At 54.0% G+C, this 22,542-nt stretch carries 18 protein-coding genes; 12 read left to right on the top strand and 6 right to left on the bottom strand.

Going from position 1 to position 22,542, the window contains the following annotated elements; translation table 11 throughout:
• The first annotated feature begins 249 nt into the window (after window positions 1–249).
• Window positions 250–453, top strand: coding sequence for a hypothetical protein (locus Q31a_RS22395; RefSeq protein WP_145082762.1), 204 nt, complete (start codon window positions 250–252; stop codon window positions 451–453).
• Here Q31a_RS22395 and Q31a_RS22390 read toward each other — a convergent pair.
• Window positions 450–1,034 carry a flagellar export chaperone FliS gene (locus Q31a_RS22390; protein ID WP_145082761.1) on the bottom strand — a complete coding sequence of 195 codons (585 nt, stop codon included), beginning with the start codon at window positions 1,032–1,034 and terminating at the stop codon, window positions 450–452. The two genes, Q31a_RS22395 and Q31a_RS22390, sit on opposite strands and share 4 nt — an antisense overlap.
• Window positions 1,035–1,305: 271 nt before the next feature.
• Here Q31a_RS22390 and Q31a_RS22385 point away from each other — a divergent pair, with 271 nt between their 5' ends.
• Window positions 1,306–2,127, top strand: coding sequence for a TrmH family RNA methyltransferase (locus Q31a_RS22385; RefSeq protein WP_197355521.1), 822 nt, complete (start codon window positions 1,306–1,308; stop codon window positions 2,125–2,127).
• A 48-nt stretch (window positions 2,128–2,175) separates the two neighbouring features.
• Window positions 2,176–2,745 (top strand): GNAT family N-acetyltransferase, encoded by a 570-nt coding sequence (locus Q31a_RS22380; RefSeq protein WP_145082757.1) that lies wholly within the window; start codon window positions 2,176–2,178, stop codon window positions 2,743–2,745.
• 41 nt (window positions 2,746–2,786) lie between these two features.
• Here the strand turns inward: Q31a_RS22380 and Q31a_RS22375 are convergent, their stop codons facing one another.
• Together Q31a_RS22375 and Q31a_RS22370 are read right to left on the bottom strand one after the other, a co-directional pair.
• Complete coding sequence (locus tag Q31a_RS22375; RefSeq protein WP_145082755.1) at window positions 2,787–4,172, bottom strand: EF-hand domain-containing protein; 1,386 nt, start codon at window positions 4,170–4,172, stop codon at window positions 2,787–2,789.
• A 242-nt stretch (window positions 4,173–4,414) separates the two neighbouring features.
• Window positions 4,415–4,699 carry a hypothetical protein gene (locus tag Q31a_RS22370; protein ID WP_145082753.1) on the bottom strand — a complete coding sequence of 95 codons (285 nt, stop codon included), beginning with the start codon at window positions 4,697–4,699 and terminating at the stop codon, window positions 4,415–4,417.
• 250 nt (window positions 4,700–4,949) lie between these two features.
• On the opposite strand from Q31a_RS22370, the gene Q31a_RS22365 reads away from it, so the two are divergent.
• Window positions 4,950–6,092, top strand: a complete 1,143-nt coding sequence (locus tag Q31a_RS22365; RefSeq protein ID WP_145082751.1) for a secretin N-terminal domain-containing protein — start codon at window positions 4,950–4,952, stop codon at window positions 6,090–6,092.
• 187 nt (window positions 6,093–6,279) lie between these two features.
• On the opposite strand, the gene Q31a_RS22360 is transcribed toward Q31a_RS22365, so the two are convergent.
• Window positions 6,280–7,758 carry a sulfatase family protein gene (locus Q31a_RS22360; RefSeq protein ID WP_145082749.1) on the bottom strand — a complete coding sequence of 493 codons (1,479 nt, stop codon included), beginning with the start codon at window positions 7,756–7,758 and terminating at the stop codon, window positions 6,280–6,282.
• Window positions 7,759–8,147: 389 nt separating this feature from the next.
• On the opposite strand from Q31a_RS22360, the gene Q31a_RS22355 reads away from it, so the two are divergent.
• From Q31a_RS22355 to Q31a_RS30450, 6 genes are all read left to right on the top strand, one after another.
• Window positions 8,148–9,614 carry an ISNCY family transposase gene (locus tag Q31a_RS22355; RefSeq protein WP_145074263.1) on the top strand — a complete coding sequence of 489 codons (1,467 nt, stop codon included), beginning with the start codon at window positions 8,148–8,150 and terminating at the stop codon, window positions 9,612–9,614.
• Window positions 9,615–10,131: 517 nt separating this feature from the next.
• The gene (locus tag Q31a_RS22350; protein WP_231690892.1) at window positions 10,132–11,637 is read left to right on the top strand and encodes a hypothetical protein; all 1,506 of its coding nucleotides are present in this window, start codon (window positions 10,132–10,134) and stop codon (window positions 11,635–11,637) included.
• A gap of 878 nt (window positions 11,638–12,515) precedes the next feature.
• Window positions 12,516–13,301, top strand: a complete 786-nt coding sequence (locus Q31a_RS22345; protein ID WP_145082747.1) for an N-formylglutamate amidohydrolase — start codon at window positions 12,516–12,518, stop codon at window positions 13,299–13,301.
• Entirely contained in the window at window positions 13,238–15,292 is a 2,055-nt protein-coding gene (locus Q31a_RS22340; protein ID WP_145082745.1) for a flavohemoglobin expression-modulating QEGLA motif protein, read from the top strand. Before Q31a_RS22345 ends, Q31a_RS22340 begins: the two co-directional genes overlap by 64 nt.
• Entirely contained in the window at window positions 15,289–16,335 is a 1,047-nt protein-coding gene (locus Q31a_RS22335; RefSeq protein WP_145082743.1) for a glutathione synthetase, read from the top strand. Before Q31a_RS22340 ends, Q31a_RS22335 begins: the two co-directional genes overlap by 4 nt.
• Window positions 16,336–16,531: 196 nt before the next feature.
• Entirely contained in the window at window positions 16,532–16,672 is a 141-nt protein-coding gene (locus Q31a_RS30450) for a hypothetical protein (protein WP_197355519.1), read from the top strand.
• Window positions 16,673–17,212: 540 nt separating this feature from the next.
• Here the strand turns inward: Q31a_RS30450 and Q31a_RS22330 are convergent.
• Both Q31a_RS22330 and Q31a_RS22325 read right to left on the bottom strand, forming a co-directional pair.
• Window positions 17,213–18,412, bottom strand: coding sequence for a diadenylate cyclase (locus tag Q31a_RS22330; protein WP_145082741.1), 1,200 nt, complete (start codon window positions 18,410–18,412; stop codon window positions 17,213–17,215).
• 79 nt (window positions 18,413–18,491) lie between these two features.
• Complete coding sequence (locus tag Q31a_RS22325; RefSeq protein WP_145082739.1) at window positions 18,492–18,986, bottom strand: hypothetical protein; 495 nt, start codon at window positions 18,984–18,986, stop codon at window positions 18,492–18,494.
• A gap of 592 nt (window positions 18,987–19,578) precedes the next feature.
• Here Q31a_RS22325 and Q31a_RS22320 point away from each other — a divergent pair.
• Window positions 19,579–20,484, top strand: a complete 906-nt coding sequence (locus Q31a_RS22320) for an efflux RND transporter permease subunit (protein ID WP_145082737.1) — start codon at window positions 19,579–19,581, stop codon at window positions 20,482–20,484.
• 636 nt (window positions 20,485–21,120) lie between these two features.
• Complete coding sequence (locus Q31a_RS22315; RefSeq protein WP_231691259.1) at window positions 21,121–22,536, top strand: sulfatase; 1,416 nt, start codon at window positions 21,121–21,123, stop codon at window positions 22,534–22,536.
• Window positions 22,537–22,542 lie beyond the last annotated feature (6 nt).

Raw genomic sequence — 22,542 nt, 5'->3', positions numbered from 1 at the left:
ATACGGCATTATCGGACAGACAGCGTCCATTTTAGGAAGCAAAACAGGATAAATGGGGTACATGGGTGACAGGAGCGTCCTGCGGATTATACTATTCCGAGTGCTAGCGTAACGCGGATCGTTCGTACAGCATGCCACCCAATTCAGTTGTTGGCCGACAGTCGTCGCCAGGGAGTTGGAAAACAGTGAAGGTTCACTGTCGCTGGCGTCCTTTTGCCCTCGTCTGCCACAAGACCAAAAGGTTGGCTAATGCCGAAAGCACTGTGTCTGATCGGTTTGGTTCTCTCCATCCTGGTCTTTCTCATCTTCTCCTTCGACCTCATCAGCGGCCTTAGCGGTCAATTGGGGTTGGCGCCGTTCCGCTACGCAAGTCCGATGATGGATATTATCTTCATGATCTCTGCGGGTGGCCTTGCCTACGTGGCTTGGACTACCTTTCGCGAGCAACGCTAGATTTCTAAGCTAAACGAGCTGCCCAAATCGTCGAGATTGGAACCGTAGCTCGGCGGAGTGTTTGGAACCGCTGGCTGTGGGGGGAATTCGCTGGAGCCGCCCGAAAGTTGGGCGCGTGGCTGGCTGGCTACTTCATTGGCTTGTTGCTGCAGTTCCTGGATTTCACCAAGCACTCGATCGCCCAAGTCCGCTTCCGGAGCGTTCTCTGAATTGTTCTGAATCACCATCTGCCAAGTTTCGGCTTCGATGTGCAACAACTCTTCCAGGGTCTTTAACTGCAGTCGATCTTGGGAGAGTTCAACCTCACCAATACAGCGGAGTAGGAATACATAGAAGTCAGAGATGCTAGCACTGGCGGGGTTGGATTTGTCTGTTACCCCGTCGAGCAGCTCTCCGAGAATCTCACGAATGCGCAGTAGCCAACCGGCTGCCTCGGACAGGTTGTCCTGCTGCCAGAGTTGCGCTACTAATCGGCACAATTCCTCTGCTCGATTGATGAGCATCCATCGCAGACGCAACGGGGACGCGGTCAGTACTTCTTGCTGCAAGTAGGGATTCTGGTCAAGTTGTCCTGAGTGCATGCTTCGAAACTCTCCCTGTTTTCGTGTCAGAAAACTCGCGTGGCTGCTCAACTTTGGAACAAGATCGTATGCTTTACCGTCCCAACCCTACTCAAAGTTTGCTCCCGGCAGGACTTCCGGCGCGACCCTATGGGGTATAACGATCGTTCCGATTTTATTGCTCCTGCTGTGCGAAACGGGCCGGAGGAGATGCTGTGTACTGAGTCGCTCTCCGCCCCACCAATCTGGCGTTGGCGAATTTCCCTATTTTCATTCAAGCAACCCAATCGGCATGATTTCCCGTATTCCTCCTTGCATCACCAGCCCACACAATCCCAAGGTGAAGCTTGCGCAACGCCTGAGGGACTCCAAGACGCGGCGTAAGCTGGAGAGGTTCTTAATTGATGGCGAACAGGAAATTCTTGCTGCTCATGCGGCCGGGGTTGAGTTGGAGTGTGTTTTCGCTGATTCCCTAGACGGGGCGCCACCCCCTGCATGGCTCACGGGGCTTGAGCCGTTGTATCAACCGGTTACCAGGCAGATCTTGAGTCGTATAAGTTACGGTGACCGGCAGGATGCACCCGTGGCCATCGCCGTCTCGAGGAAGTTGTCGATTGCGGATCTGGACTTGCACGCTCCCAAACTACTGCTGGTGCTGGATCGAACTGAAAAGCCTGGAAACATCGGAGCTTGTCTGCGTTCGGCTGCTGCGTGCGGCGTCGATGCGGTAGTGCTGACAAACCCTACCTGCGAGCTTTTTAACCCCAATGCGATTCGCGCCAGTCGTGGGGCGATCTTCAAAATACCGATTGCCCACGCGACGGTCGAGGAATTGCTGGACGCCTGCGCTGCTTGGAAGATTCCAGTTTGCACCGCGCGAGTGGATGCTCAGCACCAACTGTGGGAGTGTGAATTTCAACCCGCTGTAGCGGTCGTGTTTGGGAATGAAGCCAACGGCTTGGGGGAGGAGTGGGATGTTGCCCAGGTTCTGCCCTATCGAATTCCGATGAGTTCAAGTACCGACAGTCTGAACTTGTCGATTAGTGCGGCAGTGACCTTGTATGAGGCGGTTCGGCAGCAAGCAGAATTTGACCCTAGGCTCAAAAGGGTGTAGAGTTCAGATCCTCGATACTTCCTCAATTAATTCCCCGCACGGTGCGCGATGGCTGTGACCTATTTTAAACGCTACCGGATGGAATTGCGGCTCGATCAAATTCCGGCAAGTGCTCTGGAGTCTGCCGGGTTGCCCGATGGATTTCGATTGCTCGGTTGGTCTCCCAAACTCTTAGAGCATCACGCGCAAGTGAAATGGGCGAGTTTTCGCGAGGAGATTGATGCACATGTGTTTCCGTGCTTGGCCGACCGCGAAGGCTGTCGCGCTCTGATGGGAGAGATTACCCGTCGCAAGAATTTTGTGCCGCAGGCGACTTGGTTAGTTAGTCGCGAAAACGAGTTTTCGGACGACATCCAGCCTTGCGGAACAATCCAAGGCCTCCTGTCTGCCTCTCACGAAGGAGCCATACAGAATATTGGTGTCCACCCAGAGTGCCGCGACATGGGACTGGGGCGGACGCTACTGGCAGCGGCTCTTGAGGGATTTCGAGAAGCCAACTGCCGATTTGTAAATCTGGAAGTCACGGTGCAGAATGTGGCAGCGATCCGGCTCTACGAACGGTTCGGCTTTCAGAGGGTCGAGACCCTGTTTAAGATCGCTGAAGTGCAGATGGCTTAACTGCCCCAAACGCCGATCGTGACTTGCAACGCAAACGCTGGTTACTCGCTCCGAAACTTGGCATACTCTTCGACGGTGATGACTCCATCGCCATCGTAGTCTGCCCCCACGGGCTTAAGCAGCATCTTTTCCCACTCATCAGCCGTCAGTTGTCCGTCGTTGTTGCGATCGTATTTGCTAATCTGACGCGTAGCCCACTCCATTTCCGTTCCTCCGATTGCTGCCGAGGTGGAGCTACGGGAGGACGAGGAACCGCCCGATTTCTTAGCTGTATCCGTAGTGCTACTGCCCGATACGCGGACACCGCCCTTGAGTGCTGCTAAGCATTCGCGGGCTTCAATAATTCCATCGCTATTGAGGTCCCATTTCAGGAACTCAGCCAACGTCTCCGTATCCCAAGAGCTGCTGAATTCACTCATCATCACCTGGCCATCGGCGTTGGCATCGCGTTGGTTGAAGAAGTCCGGCAAGCCTTGCCCGGCCGTGCCGGAAGCTCCCCCTAGACGATAGCTCTTGGCATCTCCGAAACGGTCAGCGACTTGAGTTTCCTCCTCTTCACGGCCTGCCTGCCTCCAACCGTTGCTATCGCCACGCCCCCATCCACCGCGCGAATTGTTATTCGAGCGCGAGTTGTTGCCGCTTGCCGAGGCGTTGGATTCTTCACTGACCCGCCGGTTCGCGTAGCGCAGGGCCATTTCTGATGCGGAAAGTTTGCCATCGCGATTGCGATCGTATTGCATGGGATCATCTGACCATCTTCCACTGCGAAGCTCGTCTGCATCCAATTGTCCATCCTTATTGCGGTCATAACGCCGCATCCGCTCTTGGGCCTCTTTGAGATCACGCTCTTCGACGCGTACGTTGAAGAGCGAGGAACCGGCTCCGAATCCAAGGAGCGGTTCGGGAGTGGTCGCAAGGCTGAAATCGGGGACTAAGAGTTGTGGTTCGTCGCTGTTCGCTTTGCCGTCTGAGCTATCTCCCCCGCCACCTCGCATCTTGTCCATCTCACCGGTGATCAGGTCGATGGGCACTGGTTTCTTAAGATCGATTTTAGGGTTGTTCTGCGCCATTCGTTGCAGGAAGAACTGAGCTGGGCCCTGGGCTTCATCGGGATCGATCATATTGTTCCCGTTGCGGTCAAACCGACGGATCATGTCGGCTGGGTTGAAACCGCCGCCACCGCGCGAATCTCCACCGCGGCTAGGTGCTCCACCTCGGCTGGGAGCACCGCCACGTCCCGTTTCACCGCCGCCGCGCGAGCCCCCGCCGAACCCTCCTCCAGGGGGCCCTCCGCCCCGCTCTCCTCCACCGCCACGACTGCCGCCACCGCCACGCTCTCCACGTTCTCCTCCTCCACCGGGAGGTTGAGCCAGTGCTGGGGGAATGGACAAGGCAAACAGAATGGTGAGAGTGAGAAGCATTCGCATTTCAACAACCCTGAAAGTTGTGTTTGAAAATAAGACCAGCGCAACCTAGAGGACTCAATTCTAGTCTCTAACGCGAGAAGTCAGACCGCAAAAAGTGGCCAACTGCCAGTGGAAACGCCATAAACTCTAACCCTAGGAGGGCAGCAAAGTTTCGGGTTGGGAGTTCCCAATACCGTTTGCGCTCCAGCGAGAGCAGCGTTGCAATTCGTTCCAAGGTGCCACAAACGCCCTGGGGACGCCTGCTAGTTGGCCGGAAATCGTTTGCGCAAGAGAATCCGCTCGAAGATGGAGGCCTTCCGCAGCATGGGGTCGGTGGGTTTTACCAGATGCTCTTTTCCGCGGCGGGTCCTGAGTTTCACTTGTCCGTCCTCGAGGACATCGCAGACCGTCCAGTATTTTTCCACGATATACGAGTACAACTCTCCTTTGGCGGCCGGTGCGACGTCTTGGGCTCTCCGACCTGGAGAGGGGCTGACTTTTTGCTTTGTATAGACGACCCAATCACCGACTTGGTATACAGGGTTCAAAGGGGGAAGCCTCCATGCGATTGATTCTAGGTGTGCGCCTGCAAGTTTCGATCTTAGCACAAGTCCATATCGCTGGAACCCGTAGATTACTCGGGGGAGCGAACATGGTTCGGCTTCCCAACCGTTGAGCTTGTGGGCCTAGTTGTGTGGGGGGGGGGGCGTGCGCCGCGCTTTTGGCCGTTCACAAGGTTATTTAGTGGAAATGTGCATGTAAACCATCCATAATCAAGACTTGAAATTCTCCAGCACCATGACCGACGCTATGGAACTCAGTTCAGTGAAACACCGCAATGTAAGGTTAATCGCAACGCTCAGATTTGGGGCTAGAACACTTGCGTTTGGTCTCATGATGCTGACTGCTGCGTTTGGTCAAGAGCGGCCCGGGCCGGGGCCAGTTGGACAAGGGGAGGTAGCTGGGCAAGCAGCCAGCGACTCTGCCGCAGCCAATTCGGCCGCTCCGCCACCTGTGGTGATCACCGTAGATGAGGCGGGGAATCTAATCCTGCAATCCAACGATCCTGCCGCGCTGGATCGATTGGAGGAGATCATGCGGAACAATCGTCCACCGCGTCGTGCCTATGACGTGTTCAATATTAAGTATGCGCGGGCGTCCTGGGTAAAGTTGAATTTGGACGAGTATTTTGAAGATGAGAGCCAAGACGATGGCAATGACCGCCTGCGGTTCTTCTTTGGGTTCGACGATAATCAGAAGAAGGATGAGGCTCGGCAATTGGGAACGAAAAACCCGCTCCGATTCATTGCCGACAACGATACCAATTCCATTGTTGTAATTGGTGCGGACGATCTCGATCGTCAGACGATCAAGGAGCTGATCAAGTTGTGGGACGTGCCGGAACCGGAGAGCGATTTGGATCTAGCCCGGTACACGGAGCTAGTCAAAGTCCAATACTCGCGCGCGGATTCAATCGCCAGCGCCCTCAAGGAAGCTTATCGTGACCTGCTCAGTGCAAATGACAAGGCGTTCCAAGAGGGAGACGAGGAGTCGAAGCGCGGCAGCGGTGGCGGGGGGGTACAAGCCGGTGGCGGCATGAGCTTTAGCTTTAAGGGGAAGCTGTCGCTGGGCGTTGATTCGGTCACCAATTCAATCTTGGTCTCTGCCGAAGGGCGGCCCCTGTTGGAAATCATCGTGAAGATGATCCATGAGCTGGATGACGCCGCTCAGCGCGAGGGCGCCATGGAGGTCTACGCATTATCACCTGGCATGAGTGGTAAATCGGTGAAAGAAGCCCTCGAACGCCTCTTAGCCCCGCCCAAGCCGCAGCCCAATCAGCAAAATGCCCAGCAACAGCAAGCCCAGGAACAACAACAGCAGCAGGCCGAACAGCAGGCTCAAGACAATCAACGTCGCGGCCGACGCGACCGCGACCGGTAACGCATATGCCCCATTGCGACTCGTTTGGCGTCTAGGAATTCGCTCAACGTTTACTGCGTGTAGCTCTACTAGCAGGCGACTCCTTACCCGAGCCCCATTCAGCAGGGGCTCGTTCAGTTGGCACTTGTCTCAGTGGCCTTGTTCCGTTGGCCTTGTTCCGTTGGTCCTGCTGCGGTAGCCAATTCTGTCAATGGCTGCTGGACGAACGCTTGCGTTGATCGAGTCTTTCGCCCGCAGGCGGCCGCATGGGGAGCACGAGGCCTCCCCGATCCTCAAGCTCCTCAAACAGCTGGTTTCGCAGGGCGAGAATCTGCTCCTGAAAGGCTGGGACATCGATGAGATTGTGGCGTTCTACTGGATCGGTCTGTAGGTCGTAAAAACCATCCTGATCCCATGCACCATGGTAGTAGATGTATTTGTAGCGATCGGTGCGGATTGCCAACGTGGTGGGCGTGGCAGGGAAATTCCATTCCCAGTGGTACTCATACAACAAGTGATTACGCCAAGAAACGCTGGCTGAGTTCGTCGACGACCACAGCGGCTGCATCGATCGGCCGTCCATGGATCCCGCCGGTACCTGGACGCCGCATAGCTCGAGGATGGTGGGGGCAATGTCGATGTTTTGGACCATCTGATTGTAGGTTGTCCCGGCAGGAATTCGTCCAGGTGCCATGACCAGCAATGGAACCCGTATCGACGTTTCAAACGCATCCCGTTTGTCGTAAAACCCATGCTCGCCCAGGTGGAATCCATTATCACCCATGTAAAATACGAAGGTGTTTTCTAGTTGCCCGTTTTCCTCCAAAGCGTTTAGGACCCGGCCGATGTTCTCATCCAAACCGTGCACGGTTTCGCAGTAGTTGTGATACAGTTCGTCGAAATCGGGGACCGGATCTTGATCGAATGGTCCGGTTTGCATGTGGTCAACACCATGAATGCTGAACCGCCGATCAAGCACCCAGCGTGGTTGTGTCCGATAGTTGCGTTCGGTATTTGCCATCGTATCGGGATAGTCAATGTTCTTGCCAGCATACCTCTGGTCGTGCCGCGGCGCGGGCTGAAACGGGTAATGCACGGCTTTGTAGGAGAGGTACATCATGAAGGGGGCGGACTGCGCACTGCGATGCTCCAGCCAGTTGAGCGCCTGGTCGGTTAGGACGTCGGTGGTATAGCCTGCAAATTCTTCTCGTTGCCCATTGATATTGAGAGTTGGATTATTGTAGACGCCTTGCCCGGGGAAGCTCACCCAGTGGTCAAAACCGGCGCGGGGAGCGTCATCGTCGTGCCCCATGTGCCATTTGCCAACAAAAGCGGTTTGGTAGCCTGCTTGCTGCAAGCGTTCGGGGAAAAAGTGAGTACCAGCAGGAATTCCCCGTTGGTTGTCGACCACGCGGTGCCGGTGCATATACTGGCCCGAAAGAATGGAGGCCCGGCTTGGTGAGCAAAGGGAGGTTGTTACAAATGCATTTTGAAAATGAGCTCCTGCCGCCGCCATCCGATCGAGATTGGGGGTTTCCAAGAAGGAGGGGCAGGATTCGACGCATCCCATAAAGTCGAATCGATGGTCATCGCTCAGAATGAAAACCACATTGGGAGGTGCAGCTCTGCCCGTGGCGGCCAACAACCAAAGACTCAAGATTCCAATCGACTGGTGGAGTCGGTTCATAAGGCAATGCTTCCCTGGAAATAGCGATGCGCTAGTAATTAGCAACTCGTAAAATTGTAGTCAAATCGAGGTTGGTGTTCGGCGTAGCTTGTCTTTTATTCATCGCCAATGCATGACAATTATAGACCGAAAGACACTCTTCGAATTCGGTTCGCCTCAATTCTGGAGCAGCTCTCGGGGGAATGCACGACGCTCTGTAGTGGCTTGCGGCACGATAGGGCTTCCGAACCGATGGGGTGGTAACTAGTGTCCGTCCGGAAATTAAAAGCGTCTGTAAATTATTGGCTAATTTTCAAAAAAGCTCCCCGAAGAACGAACCCGCGAGCGAGTTCGAGCGTTGAATTTGTTGACTAAAACAGGTCCAAACGCTTAATCTTCGAGGAGTAGAAGTGGTTCGCAAGCCATATCAAAAACAGCAACGCTTCGATTGCAGCCCTATCGCACAAGTTGAACTCAACTTGGAATCTCGCGATGAAATCGTGCCCGTCTTGCTCGGGCTTCAATATCTTTATACCAATGCCAAGTTGAGAACGAAAGTCGTTCAGGCTGTCGCTGCGGATCTAAACCAAGACTCTCGACGGGATGTTGGAAGGCCAGGCATAGACGATTGGCATGTTGTTGTGCTTGCAGCAGTCAGACTTGGATGTAATCTTGATTACGACAAACTACAGGATCAAGTCGAGAATCATCGGCGTCTCCGCGGAATCATGGGAATCGGCGACTGGCAAGACACCGACGGTTTCACTTTCAGACGCATACGCGATACCATCTGTCTGCTCAAACCTGAGACGATTAGTAAGATCAACCAAGCTATCGTCACCGCTGGCCAGAGCATTGCTCCCGATGCCAGTTCCACAGTTCGGGCTGATTCATTTGTTATTGAAACTAACATTCACTATCCGACAGAGAGCAGTTTGATCTACGACGGTGTTCGCAAGTTCATTCCGTTCTGTGTTGAGTTGGCGCAACAGCTTGAGACCACAGGATGGAGACAAGTGGGGCATCTAGTCAAGAAGATCAAGAGCTTAAAGCAGCAGATAGGACGGATTGCTGCCAGCAAGAGCTCACGCAAAAAGGAAGCCTTGGAATCGCGTTATCGCGACCTGCTGCAACGCGTAGCACTTTTGCTCGAGCGAGCGAAATCACTGACGAATGAGGCGAAATCTCTCGGTGCATCCACAGTAACTCTGTCCCTAATCACAACAATCGAACATTGGACAGGACTGACCGAGCAGGTTTGCGATACGGCGCGTCGGCGTGTCCTATTGGGTGAGTCAGTCCCCAATTGCGACAAGCTGTTCAGCTTGTTCGAAACACACACGCAGCTTTACCGTCGCGGCAAAGCCGGACAACCCAATCAATATGGTCGATTGGCTTTGGTTTACGAGGATGGTGCTGGTTTCATTAGTCACTATCACTTGATGGCTCGCGACGTGCGTGACCAGGATGTCGTGGTGGAACAAACGAAGTTGGCTCAGAAGAAGCACGCAGGCGAGATTCACACCGCGTCTTTTGACCGAGGTTTCTATTCAGCGGAAAATGAATCAAATCTGCAGCAGATAATCGAAGATGTATGCGTACTACCGCGGGCTCCTGGTGAATACGCACAGCGGATTAAGAACGAAAGTGTTAAATTTCACCGAACCCGACTACACCACTCAGGCATCGAGGCAGCGATCGGAGTGTTACAGCGGGGCAATGGTTTGAAGCGTTGTCGCGACCGGACTGAACTCGGCTTTGAACGCTATTTGGGATTAGCGATTCTAGGTCGCAATATACACACGCTTGGAAAGCTACTGCTTTCTAAACAACGCCCCAATGCATCGGCAGCACAGAGCAAACGCAAAGCGGCTTAGGGCATGTGACTGAGGTTCGTCACTTTTGAATTAGCCAGCTGGCTACCGGTCCGCGCCAGCGACGCAAAGTCGGTCAAAACGGCTGGATTTGACTTCACCTAGCGGCAATGAATGCGAAGCGAAGGCAACTCTTCCTGATTGTCTGATAGCATCTGACTGCGTGAAATCCTCCAGCAAGGCAATTTCCGGACAGACACTAACTAAGGACACCGGCATCCAAGAATTCTGTTAACCAACCCTTCCGCACCGGTGGGCGTACGCTATGCATCTCACAAACGTTCTGGAGCGATGTTCATCAAGGGTTGCGGCCTGCGGGAGTCTTGCTTGATGGCAAAAACTGTCGATCGTGAAATCAAGGAGCCTGCGACGTGTTTCGCAAACACCCGTTTTTTGCCTACACCATTCTCCATCCACGAGCCCACCGTGGCTCTCTTCACCGTATAATCCGGTCCGAATGTACGCGCCGAAGCGGGAACACTCCTGCTGCCAAGTGAAGCTCGCGGATAGGGAATGAAATATGTGCAATCGATGGGGGTGGTTGGTCTGTGCTCTTTGTTTGGCAGCCACGAGTACATCACCGTTGGTGGCTGCTGGTATGTTGGCAGGCACCGCCGCCGTGGACATCACCGACTATGAATCTGGGCCTAGCAATGATCCGCTGTATGCCAAAGCGATCGTGTTGACGAGTGACGACGTCCGCCTAGCCATCGTAACGGTCGACGCCGTAGCGATCGGAGGCATTGGACGAATCGGTGATGATTTCTTGCCCCTGGTGCAGAAGCGTGTTGAGGCCGAGACGGGGGTCGCACCTCACAGCTTGATTGTTAACGCCAGTCACTGCCATGGCGTCGTTAGGGCTGATGTTGCAGAATTGACGATTGAGGCTGTCAAGCAAGCGGCAGCAGCACAAGTGCCAGTGTTAGTGGGTGTTGGTGCGGCGGAGGAAGACGGGATCCAGGTCAATCGACGTTTGCGTTTGAAGAGTGGGCGGGAAGCTGATATTCGACATGCCTATGCGATGCCTCCCAACGATGAAGTTGCAGGTCTTGGTCCCGTCGATCCCGAAATTGGGTTAATTCGATTCGATCGTTTGGATGGGAGCGTCCTGGCTGTCGTTTACAATTTTGCATGCCATCCCATTCAGGGTGTTCCAAGTGGTGGAAACACCGCAGATTTGGTTGGCTTTGCCTCCAAAGCTATCGAGGAAAGCCTTGGCGGAGGATGCACTGCGCTTTTTCTTCAAGGTTGTGCCGGGGATATCAATCCCGTCAATTACAAGCAGACCAATGTTGTTCGAGATGCCGAGCCTCTGGGCAATCGTCTGGGGCTGAGCGTGTTGAAAGCAGTGCGAGAGATCACGACGAAAGCCGATTCACGACTCGGGCTGCGCGCCAAGACACTACAACTCCCAAGAGCTGATTATGCTCAGCAGATTATTGAGCTCGAGATTCTGCAGAGTCGCCTTGCGAGGTCGTTGAGTGGGACTAGCCTGAGTTTCGATACGTTTGTTCCCTTATTGGTAAAGTACGGTGTTGGAGGTGAGTTTCCTTCGGACTACAGGCATCTCTATTTGCGGGATGAACTGGCTTCAAAGAAAGGCTTGGAAAACCTAGATCGAGAGAACCGAAAGAACTTGGCTCAATACATTGATAACATCCGTGTCATGGAGGAAATTACTCGGGTCAACACCAATCTCGCGCTGCTCAAAAAACATCAAGCGGAGCATGTCGCTGCTCAAAGTCGGTTTGTTGATGTCAACTTAACAACTCTGCGCATCGCCGAGTGTGTGCTTACGACGTTTCCTGGGGAATTGACGGCTCAGATCGGTTTGGACATTAAGGCACAGGCACGTGACGAATTTACCTTCGTGGCCGGCTATACCAATGGCTACATTTACTACGCTCCTACTACGGAACAGATGCTGAATGTCGGCGGGGCGCAGGAAGATAGTGACTGTATTCTCGCTCCCCGTTGGGAAGAGTTTTACAAAGAAGCAGTGCTCGAAGAATTGTTGAAAATGTAGCTGAGTGTTCTCGTCTCTGACATAGCGACCTCTGGCGCCAGCGGGCGGTAGCTAGCACTAACAATGCAACGCTGCAGGAGTAGCGGTGAGAGCTGGCAGGCCAGTTGCTAACCCCTGAAATAGATAGATTGGTGGCAACAGGGGTATTGTTTCGAATCTCTGCTTGTCTTCCCCAAAGCACGAAACGCCACTGCCATAAACGCTGCGAAATGTTGGCAATGAGCCTCACCCGGAAGCAGTCCGTACAGACGGGTAGATTGAACGGCGGGAGCAGGCCAAGTGCCCTCCTATGCCGCCAGTTACCGCCGTTTTACGAACACACGTAGGGGAAGTCTTTCGCTCCACGTTTCGGGATCGGCTACCAAGGCTCATGCGGTGACCTTGCACCGGTTTCCATCAAGAACCTCTTGCGTCTATCGGCGGAGATGCAGTCAATTCCACATGCACCGCCTCGCCCGCGGACTGCTCGTCGAATTTCGACCGCACGGTTAGTCTTCAATGGGCTGGAAGCTTGTAGTGGTTCGGCGGCCAAGCGTGCAGCTGAATATTCGGTGGTTTAAAAACGACCCAGTTGATTGAGAATCGTTCAGTTTTTGGCATGTACCTGGTGGAAACACGTTCTGAAAACTCTTGGCACATTGGTTGCTGTCTCGAAGCAAATGGAGCAAGTGGCTCATCGTTTACTGCCGGCTGACAGCCAGCCGGCATTGTCCGCCAGCTCGACGCCTGGAGCACATGCTTTGGCTGGGGCAACCGGATCGACACGATGGTGATCTTTCGACTCTCGATGACCGGTTTAGTTTTTCCATGCGACTGTGGAACTGAAACGTAGCGAACCTGTAAGACGAGCGCTGGTTCTCTTTAAGGGGTCTTTACTCATGGTACTCAAGCCTCACTGCATTTTTCAACGCGGAACGGGACCGATCATCGCGGCAGCGATTCACAACGGTCATCAGACACGCAAGAGCGTGGAGAAGCATCTTGCGATCAGCGAGGAAGAGCAGTTTCGCGAAGAGGATCCGCTCACCGGCGAGTGGACTCAGATTGCCAAGACGCAGATTGTCGGATTGCGGTCTCGCTTCGAAGTCGATCTCAATCGCCCGAGAGAGAAAGCCGTTTATGAAACACCCGCAGACGCTTGGGGAATGGAGGTCTGGGATCAGCCTCCCGACCAATCGATGATTGATGCGTCACTGCGAGAGTACGATCAATTCTACGCAGATGTGGAGCGGCTGCTGGACGAGATGTTGCTTCAGTATCGTCGACTCGTGATCTACGATCTGCACACCTACAACCAGCGTCGCGCTGGACCTGAGGGACCGGCGGCGGATCCAGCCGCAAATCCGGAAGTGAATATAGGGACTGGCACGATGGACCGAGAGTTTTGGTCTCCAGTCGTAGACCGCCTTATCGGCGAACTCCGCGAGTACGATTTCCATGGCCGGCGGTTAGACGTGCGAGAGAACGTCAAGTTTCAAGGTGGATATTTCGGGAAATGGGTACACCAGTGCTATCCCCAGAGAGTTTGCGCAGTCGCTATTGAGTTTAAGAAGTTCTTCATGGACGAATGGGCAGGACAGCCCGATGCGCAGGAAGTGGAATGCATTTACCAGACGTTGTCATCCACCCTACCTGGTGTGATGCAAGCATTGGAGGAGATGTGAAAACCCAGTCCGAGCATTCCGAATCTGATAGGTCGCTTACTGAGCAATACCGGGCCCTTGCCGAAATTGTCTGCGCCCGACTCGCAAAGAACGAGCGTGTGCGGCGGAGCTTGCCGGGTGGTGGACGGTTGCGGTTCGATCGCCAATTGCCATTCTTGTGCCTCTATCGAGGTCCCGACCACAGCCTGCCTGATAGTACTTCGAAGCTCATCACCACTGAGGCGGCGTATCTATTTGCATCTGGAGCCGCAGAGCACCATGCTGGAATCTCCCATCTCGTCGGAGCTATTGGGGCGGCGATGCAAGAGCATTTTGGTATGTTCTTGCTCCTCGAAATCACTTCGATGGATTGCTGCGAAAACCACTATGAAAGGCGCCCTAGCTTTGTTATCGATTCTCCGGATGCTACAGCTATCCCGTCCACACTCCAGGCACTCAATGAGGCTTTGCAATCGATTACCATCGCGGGCAAACAAGCTGTCGTCACGATTGCGAATCAACGCACTCCACTCCGGAGTGCGCTACCCGATCTGGAAATTTCCCGCACACCGCATGTTGAGCACGGGTGTTTCTCTCTGCGTCTCGCAGTGCACCCTATATTCCGGGATTCGACAACCGGGGTGGTTTTTCCCATCGTCTTACAGGCACTGCGTTGGAAACTGGCGACGGCCATCCGCAAGGCGGTCGGCGAATTTATAGGCAGCGAAAGTAAGGAGGAGCGGCTACACTTTGATGCTTGGGGACCCTCTGCGCTCGTCAAAGCGGCTCGGTTGATTGATCAACAATTGTGCGAAGTTTCCGAGTCGTTCGACTTTCTATTGCAAGTCACACCCACCAACATCAAGGAGGCCTGGGAGGGCTTCAAGGACAGTGGCTACCGGGAATTGCCACCGCTGCAGTACCGCTACCTTCCCTATCATCCCAGTCAACTCAAACGCCAGCTGTTTGCCATCGAAATCGAGCGTATTGAGGATCCCACACTGGCCCATCTATTCTGGGAAAAACAAGCTGAGCTGGACCGTCAACTGACCGCACTACGGGATTTGCATCTTCCTGAATCGAGTTTAACCGACAACCCGAACCCGTCGCTTTTCCTATTGAGCAGTCTGCAGCTGTATGGCAGGCCCGACGAGTCCCTCGTCGATTTGGCAACTGAGATTTTACAGAAGCTTTCCGGAGGTTCGCAGGAACACTCGCGGCGATCGAAACGCCTTGATTGCGTAAAAGCAACCGAATTGGTAGCTCATGCGCATGAAGAGATCGATCATTATCATTCGCGGATGAGCGAATTCAATGCGACTGTGGAACTGGCTGATTCGATCGCTGCCGGCATCATGGTCTCCCAACATCGTTTGTTGATCGATCGCAGCCTCTCCCTTCCGCGCCGAAGAGTGGAACCCTTGCTACACCACGAAATTGGTACGCATCTATTGACCTACTTCAACGGACGTTGCCAACCGTTTCGACAGTTGTACGCGGGCTTGGCAGGCTACGAAGAATTGCAGGAGGGACTGGCTGTACTGTCGGAGTTTTTGGTGGGCGGATTGACTCGTCACCGACTTCGTACCTTGGCAGCTCGCGTGCTGGCCGTTCATTGGATGGCAAGTGGACGATCTTTTGCATGGCTGTTCGCTCAGCTGAATCAAACGCACGGCTTCAGTCAGCGTCAAGCTTTCAGCACGGCGCTGCGAGTGTTTCGCGGTGGTGGGTATGCAAAAGACTTGATTTACCTACGTGGTTTGCGAGATTTGCTGACCTACCTGGCTTCTGGACACGACGTTGAACCATTGTATGTCGGCAAGATTGGATTGCGGCATGTCCCCTTCATTCAAGAACTTCGCCGGCGAGGCATCGTCACGCCTCCTCGGATACTGCCGCGTTTCTTGGAGGACGAATTGGTGCGCAAGCGGCTCGAAGAGTGCCGTGGAAAGTCAATCCTTGATCTCATCGAAGATCATTTACAGCCCGAGAAGACTGGAACCTTGAAATGAAAATCGCTTTTGTGGTTAATGACGTTAAGACGGAGCAAGCCTGCTTCACCACTACCCGGCTTGCCATGGCGGCGGTGAACTTGGGGCACGAAAGTTTTTTGCTGGGAGTAGGGGATTTTATCTACGCGCCTGACGGTTCGATTCAAGCACATGTGCGCAGCGCGAATGGCGGAAGCTATGAATCGCTTGAGGATTACTTGTCGGCGGTTCAAAGCAAAGAGACGGAGAGCCAACGCATCAATTTGGATGAACTGGATGTGCTGATGCTGCGGAACGATCCCTCGGATGACGCCACCGATCGGCCCTGGGCACAGACCAGTGGGATACTGTTCGGTCAACTGGCTGCGACCCGCGGCGTCATCGTACTTAACGATCCATTCAGTCTGGCCAATGCTCTCAACAAAACCTATTTTCAGCATTTCCCCGAACAGGTGCGTCCCAAAACCTGTATTAGCCGGGACGTGAGTGATATTAAAGATTTCATTGCCGAGCAGCGGGATAAGGTCGTCATCAAACCGCTGCAGGGCTCCGGTGGCCAAAGCGTTTTCCTGATCGGCGAAGATGAAAAAGCGAACCTGAACCAGATGATCGAGGCCGTGATCCGCGACGGCTATTGCATTGCTCAAGAGTACTTGCCAGCGGCCGTCGATGGAGATGTGCGAATGTTCGTCATGAACGGTCGACCGCTGATGAAGGATGGGAAATACGCAGCATTTCGTCGCAGGAACGATACGGGAGATGCTCGTAGCAATATGCATTCTGGTGGAAAAAGCGTAGAAGCAGAAGTGACCCACAAAATGCTTGAGCTTGTAGAGATGGTTCGCCCGAAACTCGTCCACGATGGAATGTTCCTGGTGGGACTCGACATCGTGGAGGACAAACTCATGGAGATTAACGTCTTCAGTCCCGGTGGGCTGGGGAGTTGCCAATCTCATACGGACGTGGACTTTGCCACCGAAGTCATTCGCGATTTAGAGCGCAAAGCCAAGTACCGGTCCTACTATGGATCGACCATGCAAAATCGTGATATCGCTTCCTTGTAAAGAGCGAGATCGCCGGTCCGTTGAGACTTACCATGCATGCCGGAAACGCTCCGGTCAGGTCGTGCTGCCTCGGTTCCTGAGCCTATAGGTCTCGGCTGTGAGGCTGAGCTCTCGGAACTGATACCCAATGGACGTGGAGAGAGACTACCGCGTGGAACTCCGTCGATAGATAAGCAACCGATAGAGAGGAAACAGCTTGAATCTAACTTCGGACAACCCGTTCTGGACGGTGAAAAACGGACTTGGAGCAACCTACCCGCCATTGAGGGACGATATTACCTGCGATGTTGCTGTCGTGGGCGTGGGGATTACCGGTTCGATGCTCGCCACGCTGTGATTGCCAACGGCTACGAAACAAACAGCATGCTGCGTGAGAAGGTGGTAAAACTGGACAATACTTTTGCTCTGGTTTTTGCCCTGTTGGAGAATATCGCCCCATGGGAGTGTGATTGGATGATGTGGCAGGCCAAGGAGCCGTACCTCTACTTACGCATCACCGATGATCAATGTCTCATCGTGGGGGCGAAGATGATGCGTTTCACAGTCCGAGTCGTCGTGATGCGAGTATCGCAATCAAAGCGAAAGAGATTGAACGCCAAGTTCGCGAACTACTTCCTGACCTCGAATGGGTGCCTGAGTTTGCATGGGGCGGAACCTTCGGGAAAACCAAAGATGGCTTGGCCTACATTGGACAGACTTACGAATCCCCAATTGTTTCTTCGCATTGGGGGGTGGAGGAAACGGTGTTACCTACAGTGCCATTACCTCTCTACTCATTGCCGAGTTCCTCACTGGCAAGACTCCTGACTATGCACAACTGTTTCGCTTTGGCAGATAGCCGGCTGTCAGTGCGGTGTACCGATGGGGGGGCTACCTCTCAAGGGGACGCTGGGCCAACTGCAGACTTGGGAGCGAGTTTCTTGCGTACCGTGACTGCGACGGCGGGAGGGGCAATCTGCTCGACGGACAATTCTGATGGTAGATTCTTTAGGTTCGACTGTGTCTCCCAACGCAGCATGCTCCTCCCTCGAATCTCGCCAACCTCCAAAGAGATCATCATTTCCTCTGGTCGAAGTAGAGTGAACTTGGGATCCGAACCAGACAGGGTGACCTCCGCAAAAATCGATTTGGGTTCAACGATCTCCCACCCTTCCGGAAGGTTGCGGTATTCAATGGGCACCACGAAAGTTCGTTGCACGGTGTCCGCTTGGTAGGCGAACAGAATCCAGAGTGAGAATGCGCAGGCAACAGCCGCTAGCTTCGTTACCATGCCCTTATGCCAATTGCCATTTCGCCGGCTTTGCACGCCATCCTGTTGTCCGAAATAGTCTCGCAACCTGGGGCCGATGGCACTGGGCTCCAGGATGGATAGCTCTCCGTCGTGGGCAATGCTAACGGTCCCACGCTCTTCGGATACGACCCACACCGTGGCATCACAACACTCCGCCAATCCGAGCGCTGCGGCGTGACGCGTGCCTCCACTACGAATCCTTGAAAGGTCCGCGCTCAGTGGAAGATGGATTCCCAGCCTGGCAATGCGGCCTTGCTCTATCAACACCGCACCATCATGTCCCGGAGATTGCGAGTGGAATATGCTCAATAACAGTGGATAACTGAGGGTGGCGTCTACTGCCACACCACCATGCAAGTGCCGATCGAGTGGTTCGCGCCCAGGGAGTATGATCAACGCTCCCATCTGCTTTTGTGCCATCTCCCGAATCGTTTCACCTAAGGTGTCGCTCAAATTTTGGGACGGCGGATAGGGCGACGGCCCAGGAAACCATCGGGAAGTCGTAAGTCGCTCGAAACCATGTCGAATGTCGTGCTGGAATACGACGACCAGCGCTAGCAGGATACCCATCGCGCCATAGTGGAACACCATAGAGGTAAGGTACAGGTCCAGCCAACGAGCGAGCAAAAATACACCCGCTAAGCCTACGGCAATGAGCCCCAGTGAGCGAGAGGCGCGGGCGCGCAACCAGACGAACGTTACGTAGAGCAGCAACGCAATTATGCCAATGTCCAGCAGGTCTGAGAGGCGAATCTGTTCCACGACGCGACTAGCAAAAGCGTTCATAGCGCATTCTCGGTTCGATGAATCGTGGAACTGAACTCTTCGGCGAACACTGCGATTCGAACAAACCGACTTGCAGACATTACCCCTGCCCTCCGATGTCTCGGTCGGTCGATTCGAAGACTAAGTGTTTTTCGTCGACTTCATGTTGCTCCATCTTGAAATCAAACTGGCTCAAACGTTTGAGTAAGTGTGCTAAAGCCAATTGAGATTTCTTTTGGAAGACGAGCACTTCGGCATCTTCAACCAGTTCACAAGCCGAACGGTAGAGACTTGAGTGCTCCTCACGTAACTTTTCCGCCGGCTCCGAAAGCCTGGGGGCGTCCTGGACTACTTGATCAAGGTACCCGTCAGCTTCCTTGATTGCGAACTGAATCGCAAGTTGGTCGCGCATCCGCGTCAATAATTCTGCAAAGCGGGAGCGATGGGTACGCAGTAGAGCCGGATTATCCACGAAGGCATTGAGCGCTGTTCGCAAATCCTCGAGATGCGTCTCACCGCGTTGGATTTCGTGGGCATCTGGCTCGGGGGAAGTTTGAGGTTCGTCGCGGTTTTCCGTAGGCTGCTTATTCGTCATTTTTTCGTTTCCATCGTACAAGGCATTCGATCGGTCGAACTAGGAAGCCATCGATGATTTGATGAGTAGCTCCCCGGCAAGTCACTTCTGGAGCAAACATTGCGCCGTGGTCGAGCGAACTCGTGGATAAATGGAAGGAGCTAGTGAATCGGGCTCGGAACCGAGGATTATTTCGCAATGGGCGCTGTGGGTGGCTAGCTACCACCACCACTTGGGCGGGACAAGGTGCCTACCGGCAGGTTTCGGCCGGTGCAAAATCGCGGGAGTTGCGAAGAGCTCAGGAGGCTTGCAGACCATCGCCCCCTCTCCATGCGTTCGGTCGGCAATTGGTCCAAGAGAATGCTCCTGCGACAGGCAAGCTGGCTGCTCAGAGCGCATTGTTAGACGCCGACCTGGTGCGGAAGTGCCCATCGCTGCCCTGCGGCACTCATGCTCTTCTCATTATGCGTTCGCTATGTTGGCGACCTCATGCCCTTACAAGCTCTACACCTCTAGCCGAGTCCCGAACGGATGCCATTTACCAACCAATATGAGGAAGTTCCAACCAATCTCCAGCTGCACTAGAATCTCCCCTGCTGAGTCGAATCTCTAATTGGTTGGTACGGCGTCGCATCGCGATCAGCCTCATTGGCTTCGCGACCTACTAACCTATCTGACAGAACGCATCCAAGAAGTACTCAGTGGAACAAGTGCTTCGATCGTCGTTCGCGTCTTCGGGCCTGATTTGGACCAACTGCGTGAGACGGCCGTTCAAATCGAGTCGGTCATCAAACCCATAGCCGGAGTGGCTACCTTAAAGGTCGAACCTCAAGTCTTGGTACCTCAAATCGAGATTGATTTGAAAGTAGAGGCCGCGTCACAGTTTGGACTGACGCCAGGGTTGCTGATGCAGAGTGTCACGACTCTGGTCAATGGGGTGCAAGTTGGTGAAATGTACCGCGATCAAGCGATTTTCCCAGTCATGGTTCGTGGCAAGGATAGCCTTCGAACCGATTGGGCCACACTTGGTAACCTGATGGTCGACACACCTTCGGGAGCTCAGGTTCCGCTCAAGAGCGTTGCCTCGCTAACCATCGTACCAGCCCCCAACGTTATTCAGCGTGAAGGAGCCTCACGCCGACTCGATGTGACCTGTAATGTCGAAGGTCGTGACTTGGCGTCGGTAGCTACTGATATCGAAGCTGCTGTTCGTAGCAGCGTCAATTTTGCGCCTGGTTACCATCCCGAGTTTCTGGGGGAGTACACTGAAGCCAAGGCATCACGCCAACGACTATGGCTGTTGTCGCTTGATTCTATTCTCGCGATTACGATCCTACTCTACATCGACTTCGAAAATTGGCGTTTGGTGCTGCTTATTTTACTCGCACTTCCGATTGCCATTGCAAGTGGGCTGCTTGGTGTGTTTGCGGGGGGCGGCATTATTTCGCTGGGATCACTGGTCGGTTTCGTAACGGTGCTCGGAATCGCGGCTCGCCTCACTTTGTCGCTCAAACGGTAGGAATGTCATCAGTTGGTCTAGGATGCCGCGCGTTGTTAGATTGCAAATCAGACGCCTGAACAAAAGTTGTGCATTGAAAGGGGATCGGGCGGGAGGCGTAAAAGGCTGCGCTGGTCCCATGCGAAGCGACTGGAGAAACGCAGATCTCACGCTGCCCAGAGCGTTCGAGTCCTATGGCGAAACGTGTGAACGGAGGAACTATTCGGCCAGGCAGGCCCATACCGACTCGAATATCAATTGTGGATGAAACACTGTTTCAATCTGGCTAGTAATTGTTGCTCGGCGAGAGAAATTGATCCGTTCCGTCGCTCTCCTAAAGACCTTAACTCGCGATTTCATTGCTGGCCATCAGAGGCGAAAATGGGTTGTAGAAGGGCCTGCGAACGGAGAGTGGCGGAGCAAGGGTGTATACTAGGCACTGCTGAGTTTTTCGAACGGCCCATTGCTCCTTTCGTATTGGCCTGTCGTCTTAGGGGAGTAAAACCCGCAGGTGTCGGCCTCATCGGGCGACGGACCGGAAATGTTGAGATTGCACTCGATCGTGATCGATATTCTGGAGATACTGCTGTGAAATTAACGGTGAGAAGAATCCGTTTCATCATCGGAGTTTGCTTTGCAGTCTTGGGGACTGCCCAGGTGCAAGCGGCAGGTGAAGCGGTCCTCAGTCGTCCGAACGTGCTCTTCATTGCAGTAGATGATCTGGCCTGTACGCTCGGATGCTACGGTGATGCCGTGGCGCAAACTCCCCACATGGACCGACTGGCTGCCAGCGGCATTTGCTTTCAACGCGCCTACAACCAACTGCCGCTGTGCAATCCGACCCGCGCGTCGGTAATGACTGGTCTGCGACCGGATCAAATTAAGGTCTACGACTTGGATCGCCATTTTCGTGACGAGCTTCCGGATGTGGTGACTTTGTCACAATCGTTTCAAAACGCAGGTTACTTTGCGGCGCGAGTCGGGAAAATCTATCACTACAATGTTCCTGCTTCCATAGGCACGGATGGATTTGATGACGCTCCATCATGGAATCGGACGGTTAATCCGAAAGGCCGAGATAAGAGCGAGGAAGCGTTGGTGTTCAATGCTGAGCCACACCGCAAAATAAGTGGTTCCCTCAGCTGGTTAGCTGCAGACGGACTTGACGAAGAGCAGACCGACGGAATGATCGCGACTGAGGCGATTGAGATTCTACGGGAAAAGAGAGCTGAACCGTTCTTCTTGGGCGTGGGCTTCTTTCGTCCCCACACTCCGTACATTGCGCCGAAGAAATATTTTGAGATGTATCCACTGGAGTCGTTGCGATTGCCATATGCTCCACCTGACGACCGAGTCGATATTCCGACGGCGGCGTTTGCTCACAATTGTCCCGTCCCCGACTACGGCCTCGATGAGACAACTTTGCTCAAGGCCACTCAAGCCTACTACGCATCCGTTTCATTCATTGATGCACAGGTTGGCCGTCTGCTCGATTCGCTCGAAGAACTCGGCTTGGCGGAAAACACCATCGTCTTGCTGTGGAGTGACCATGGGTATCATCTGGGGGAACATAACGGCATGTGGCAAAAGCGGTCGCTGTTTGAACAGAGCGCGCGGACTCCCTTGATCGTGCGTTGCCCGGGACAGAGGCCAGTTGGGATCAGCCGCAATGTTGTGGAATTGGTCGATATCTATCCAACCTTGACCGATCTCGCTGATATCGAAGGACCGTCGGGGCTAGCCGGACGCAGCCTACGCCCACTGGTTGAGGGGAATTCCACCAGATGGGAGGGATCGGCGGTGACTCAAGTGCTCCGCCCAGCCGACGATCGGCTACCGGAACAAGTCATGGGCTGCAGCATTCGTACTCCGCGATTTCGCTATACTGAATGGGGTGAGGGGAAATACGGAGTTGAGCTGTATGACCATCAGGCTGATCCCAATGAGTTTGACAATCTCGCGAACGAACCGGATGCGCGCTCCGCTGCGGTCATCGCGCGGCTACAACCCCTATTGCGTTCGCGTGCCTCCGGCCGGACGCCCACCGTCCCGGTAAATCCCGCCCGCCTATAAATCTGG

It is taken from the genome of Aureliella helgolandensis (assembly GCF_007752135.1).
Taxonomy (GTDB): Bacteria; Planctomycetota; Planctomycetia; order Pirellulales; family Pirellulaceae; genus Aureliella; species Aureliella helgolandensis.
Note: the sequence above shows the minus strand (reverse complement) of the source record. Positions and strands in the feature narration are given on the sequence as shown.

Coding starts and splice junctions, on each gene's coding strand:
- Q31a_RS22395 (WP_145082762.1), top strand. CDS start 250: ATGCCGAAAGCACTGTGTCTGATCGGTTTGGTTCTCTCCATCCTGGTC.
- Q31a_RS22390 (WP_145082761.1), bottom strand. CDS start 1,034: ATGCACTCAGGACAACTTGACCAGAATCCCTACTTGCAGCAAGAAGTA.
- Q31a_RS22385 (WP_197355521.1), top strand. CDS start 1,306: ATGATTTCCCGTATTCCTCCTTGCATCACCAGCCCACACAATCCCAAG.
- Q31a_RS22380 (WP_145082757.1), top strand. CDS start 2,176: ATGGCTGTGACCTATTTTAAACGCTACCGGATGGAATTGCGGCTCGAT.
- Q31a_RS22375 (WP_145082755.1), bottom strand. CDS start 4,172: ATGCGAATGCTTCTCACTCTCACCATTCTGTTTGCCTTGTCCATTCCC.
- Q31a_RS22365 (WP_145082751.1), top strand. CDS start 4,950: ATGACCGACGCTATGGAACTCAGTTCAGTGAAACACCGCAATGTAAGG.
- Q31a_RS22360 (WP_145082749.1), bottom strand. CDS start 7,758: ATGAACCGACTCCACCAGTCGATTGGAATCTTGAGTCTTTGGTTGTTG.
- Q31a_RS22350 (WP_231690892.1), top strand. CDS start 10,132: ATGTGCAATCGATGGGGGTGGTTGGTCTGTGCTCTTTGTTTGGCAGCC.
- Q31a_RS22345 (WP_145082747.1), top strand. CDS start 12,516: ATGGTACTCAAGCCTCACTGCATTTTTCAACGCGGAACGGGACCGATC.
- Q31a_RS22340 (WP_145082745.1), top strand. CDS start 13,238: ATGCATTTACCAGACGTTGTCATCCACCCTACCTGGTGTGATGCAAGC.
- Q31a_RS22335 (WP_145082743.1), top strand. CDS start 15,289: ATGAAAATCGCTTTTGTGGTTAATGACGTTAAGACGGAGCAAGCCTGC.
- Q31a_RS22330 (WP_145082741.1), bottom strand. CDS start 18,412: ATGAACGCTTTTGCTAGTCGCGTCGTGGAACAGATTCGCCTCTCAGAC.
- Q31a_RS22325 (WP_145082739.1), bottom strand. CDS start 18,986: ATGACGAATAAGCAGCCTACGGAAAACCGCGACGAACCTCAAACTTCC.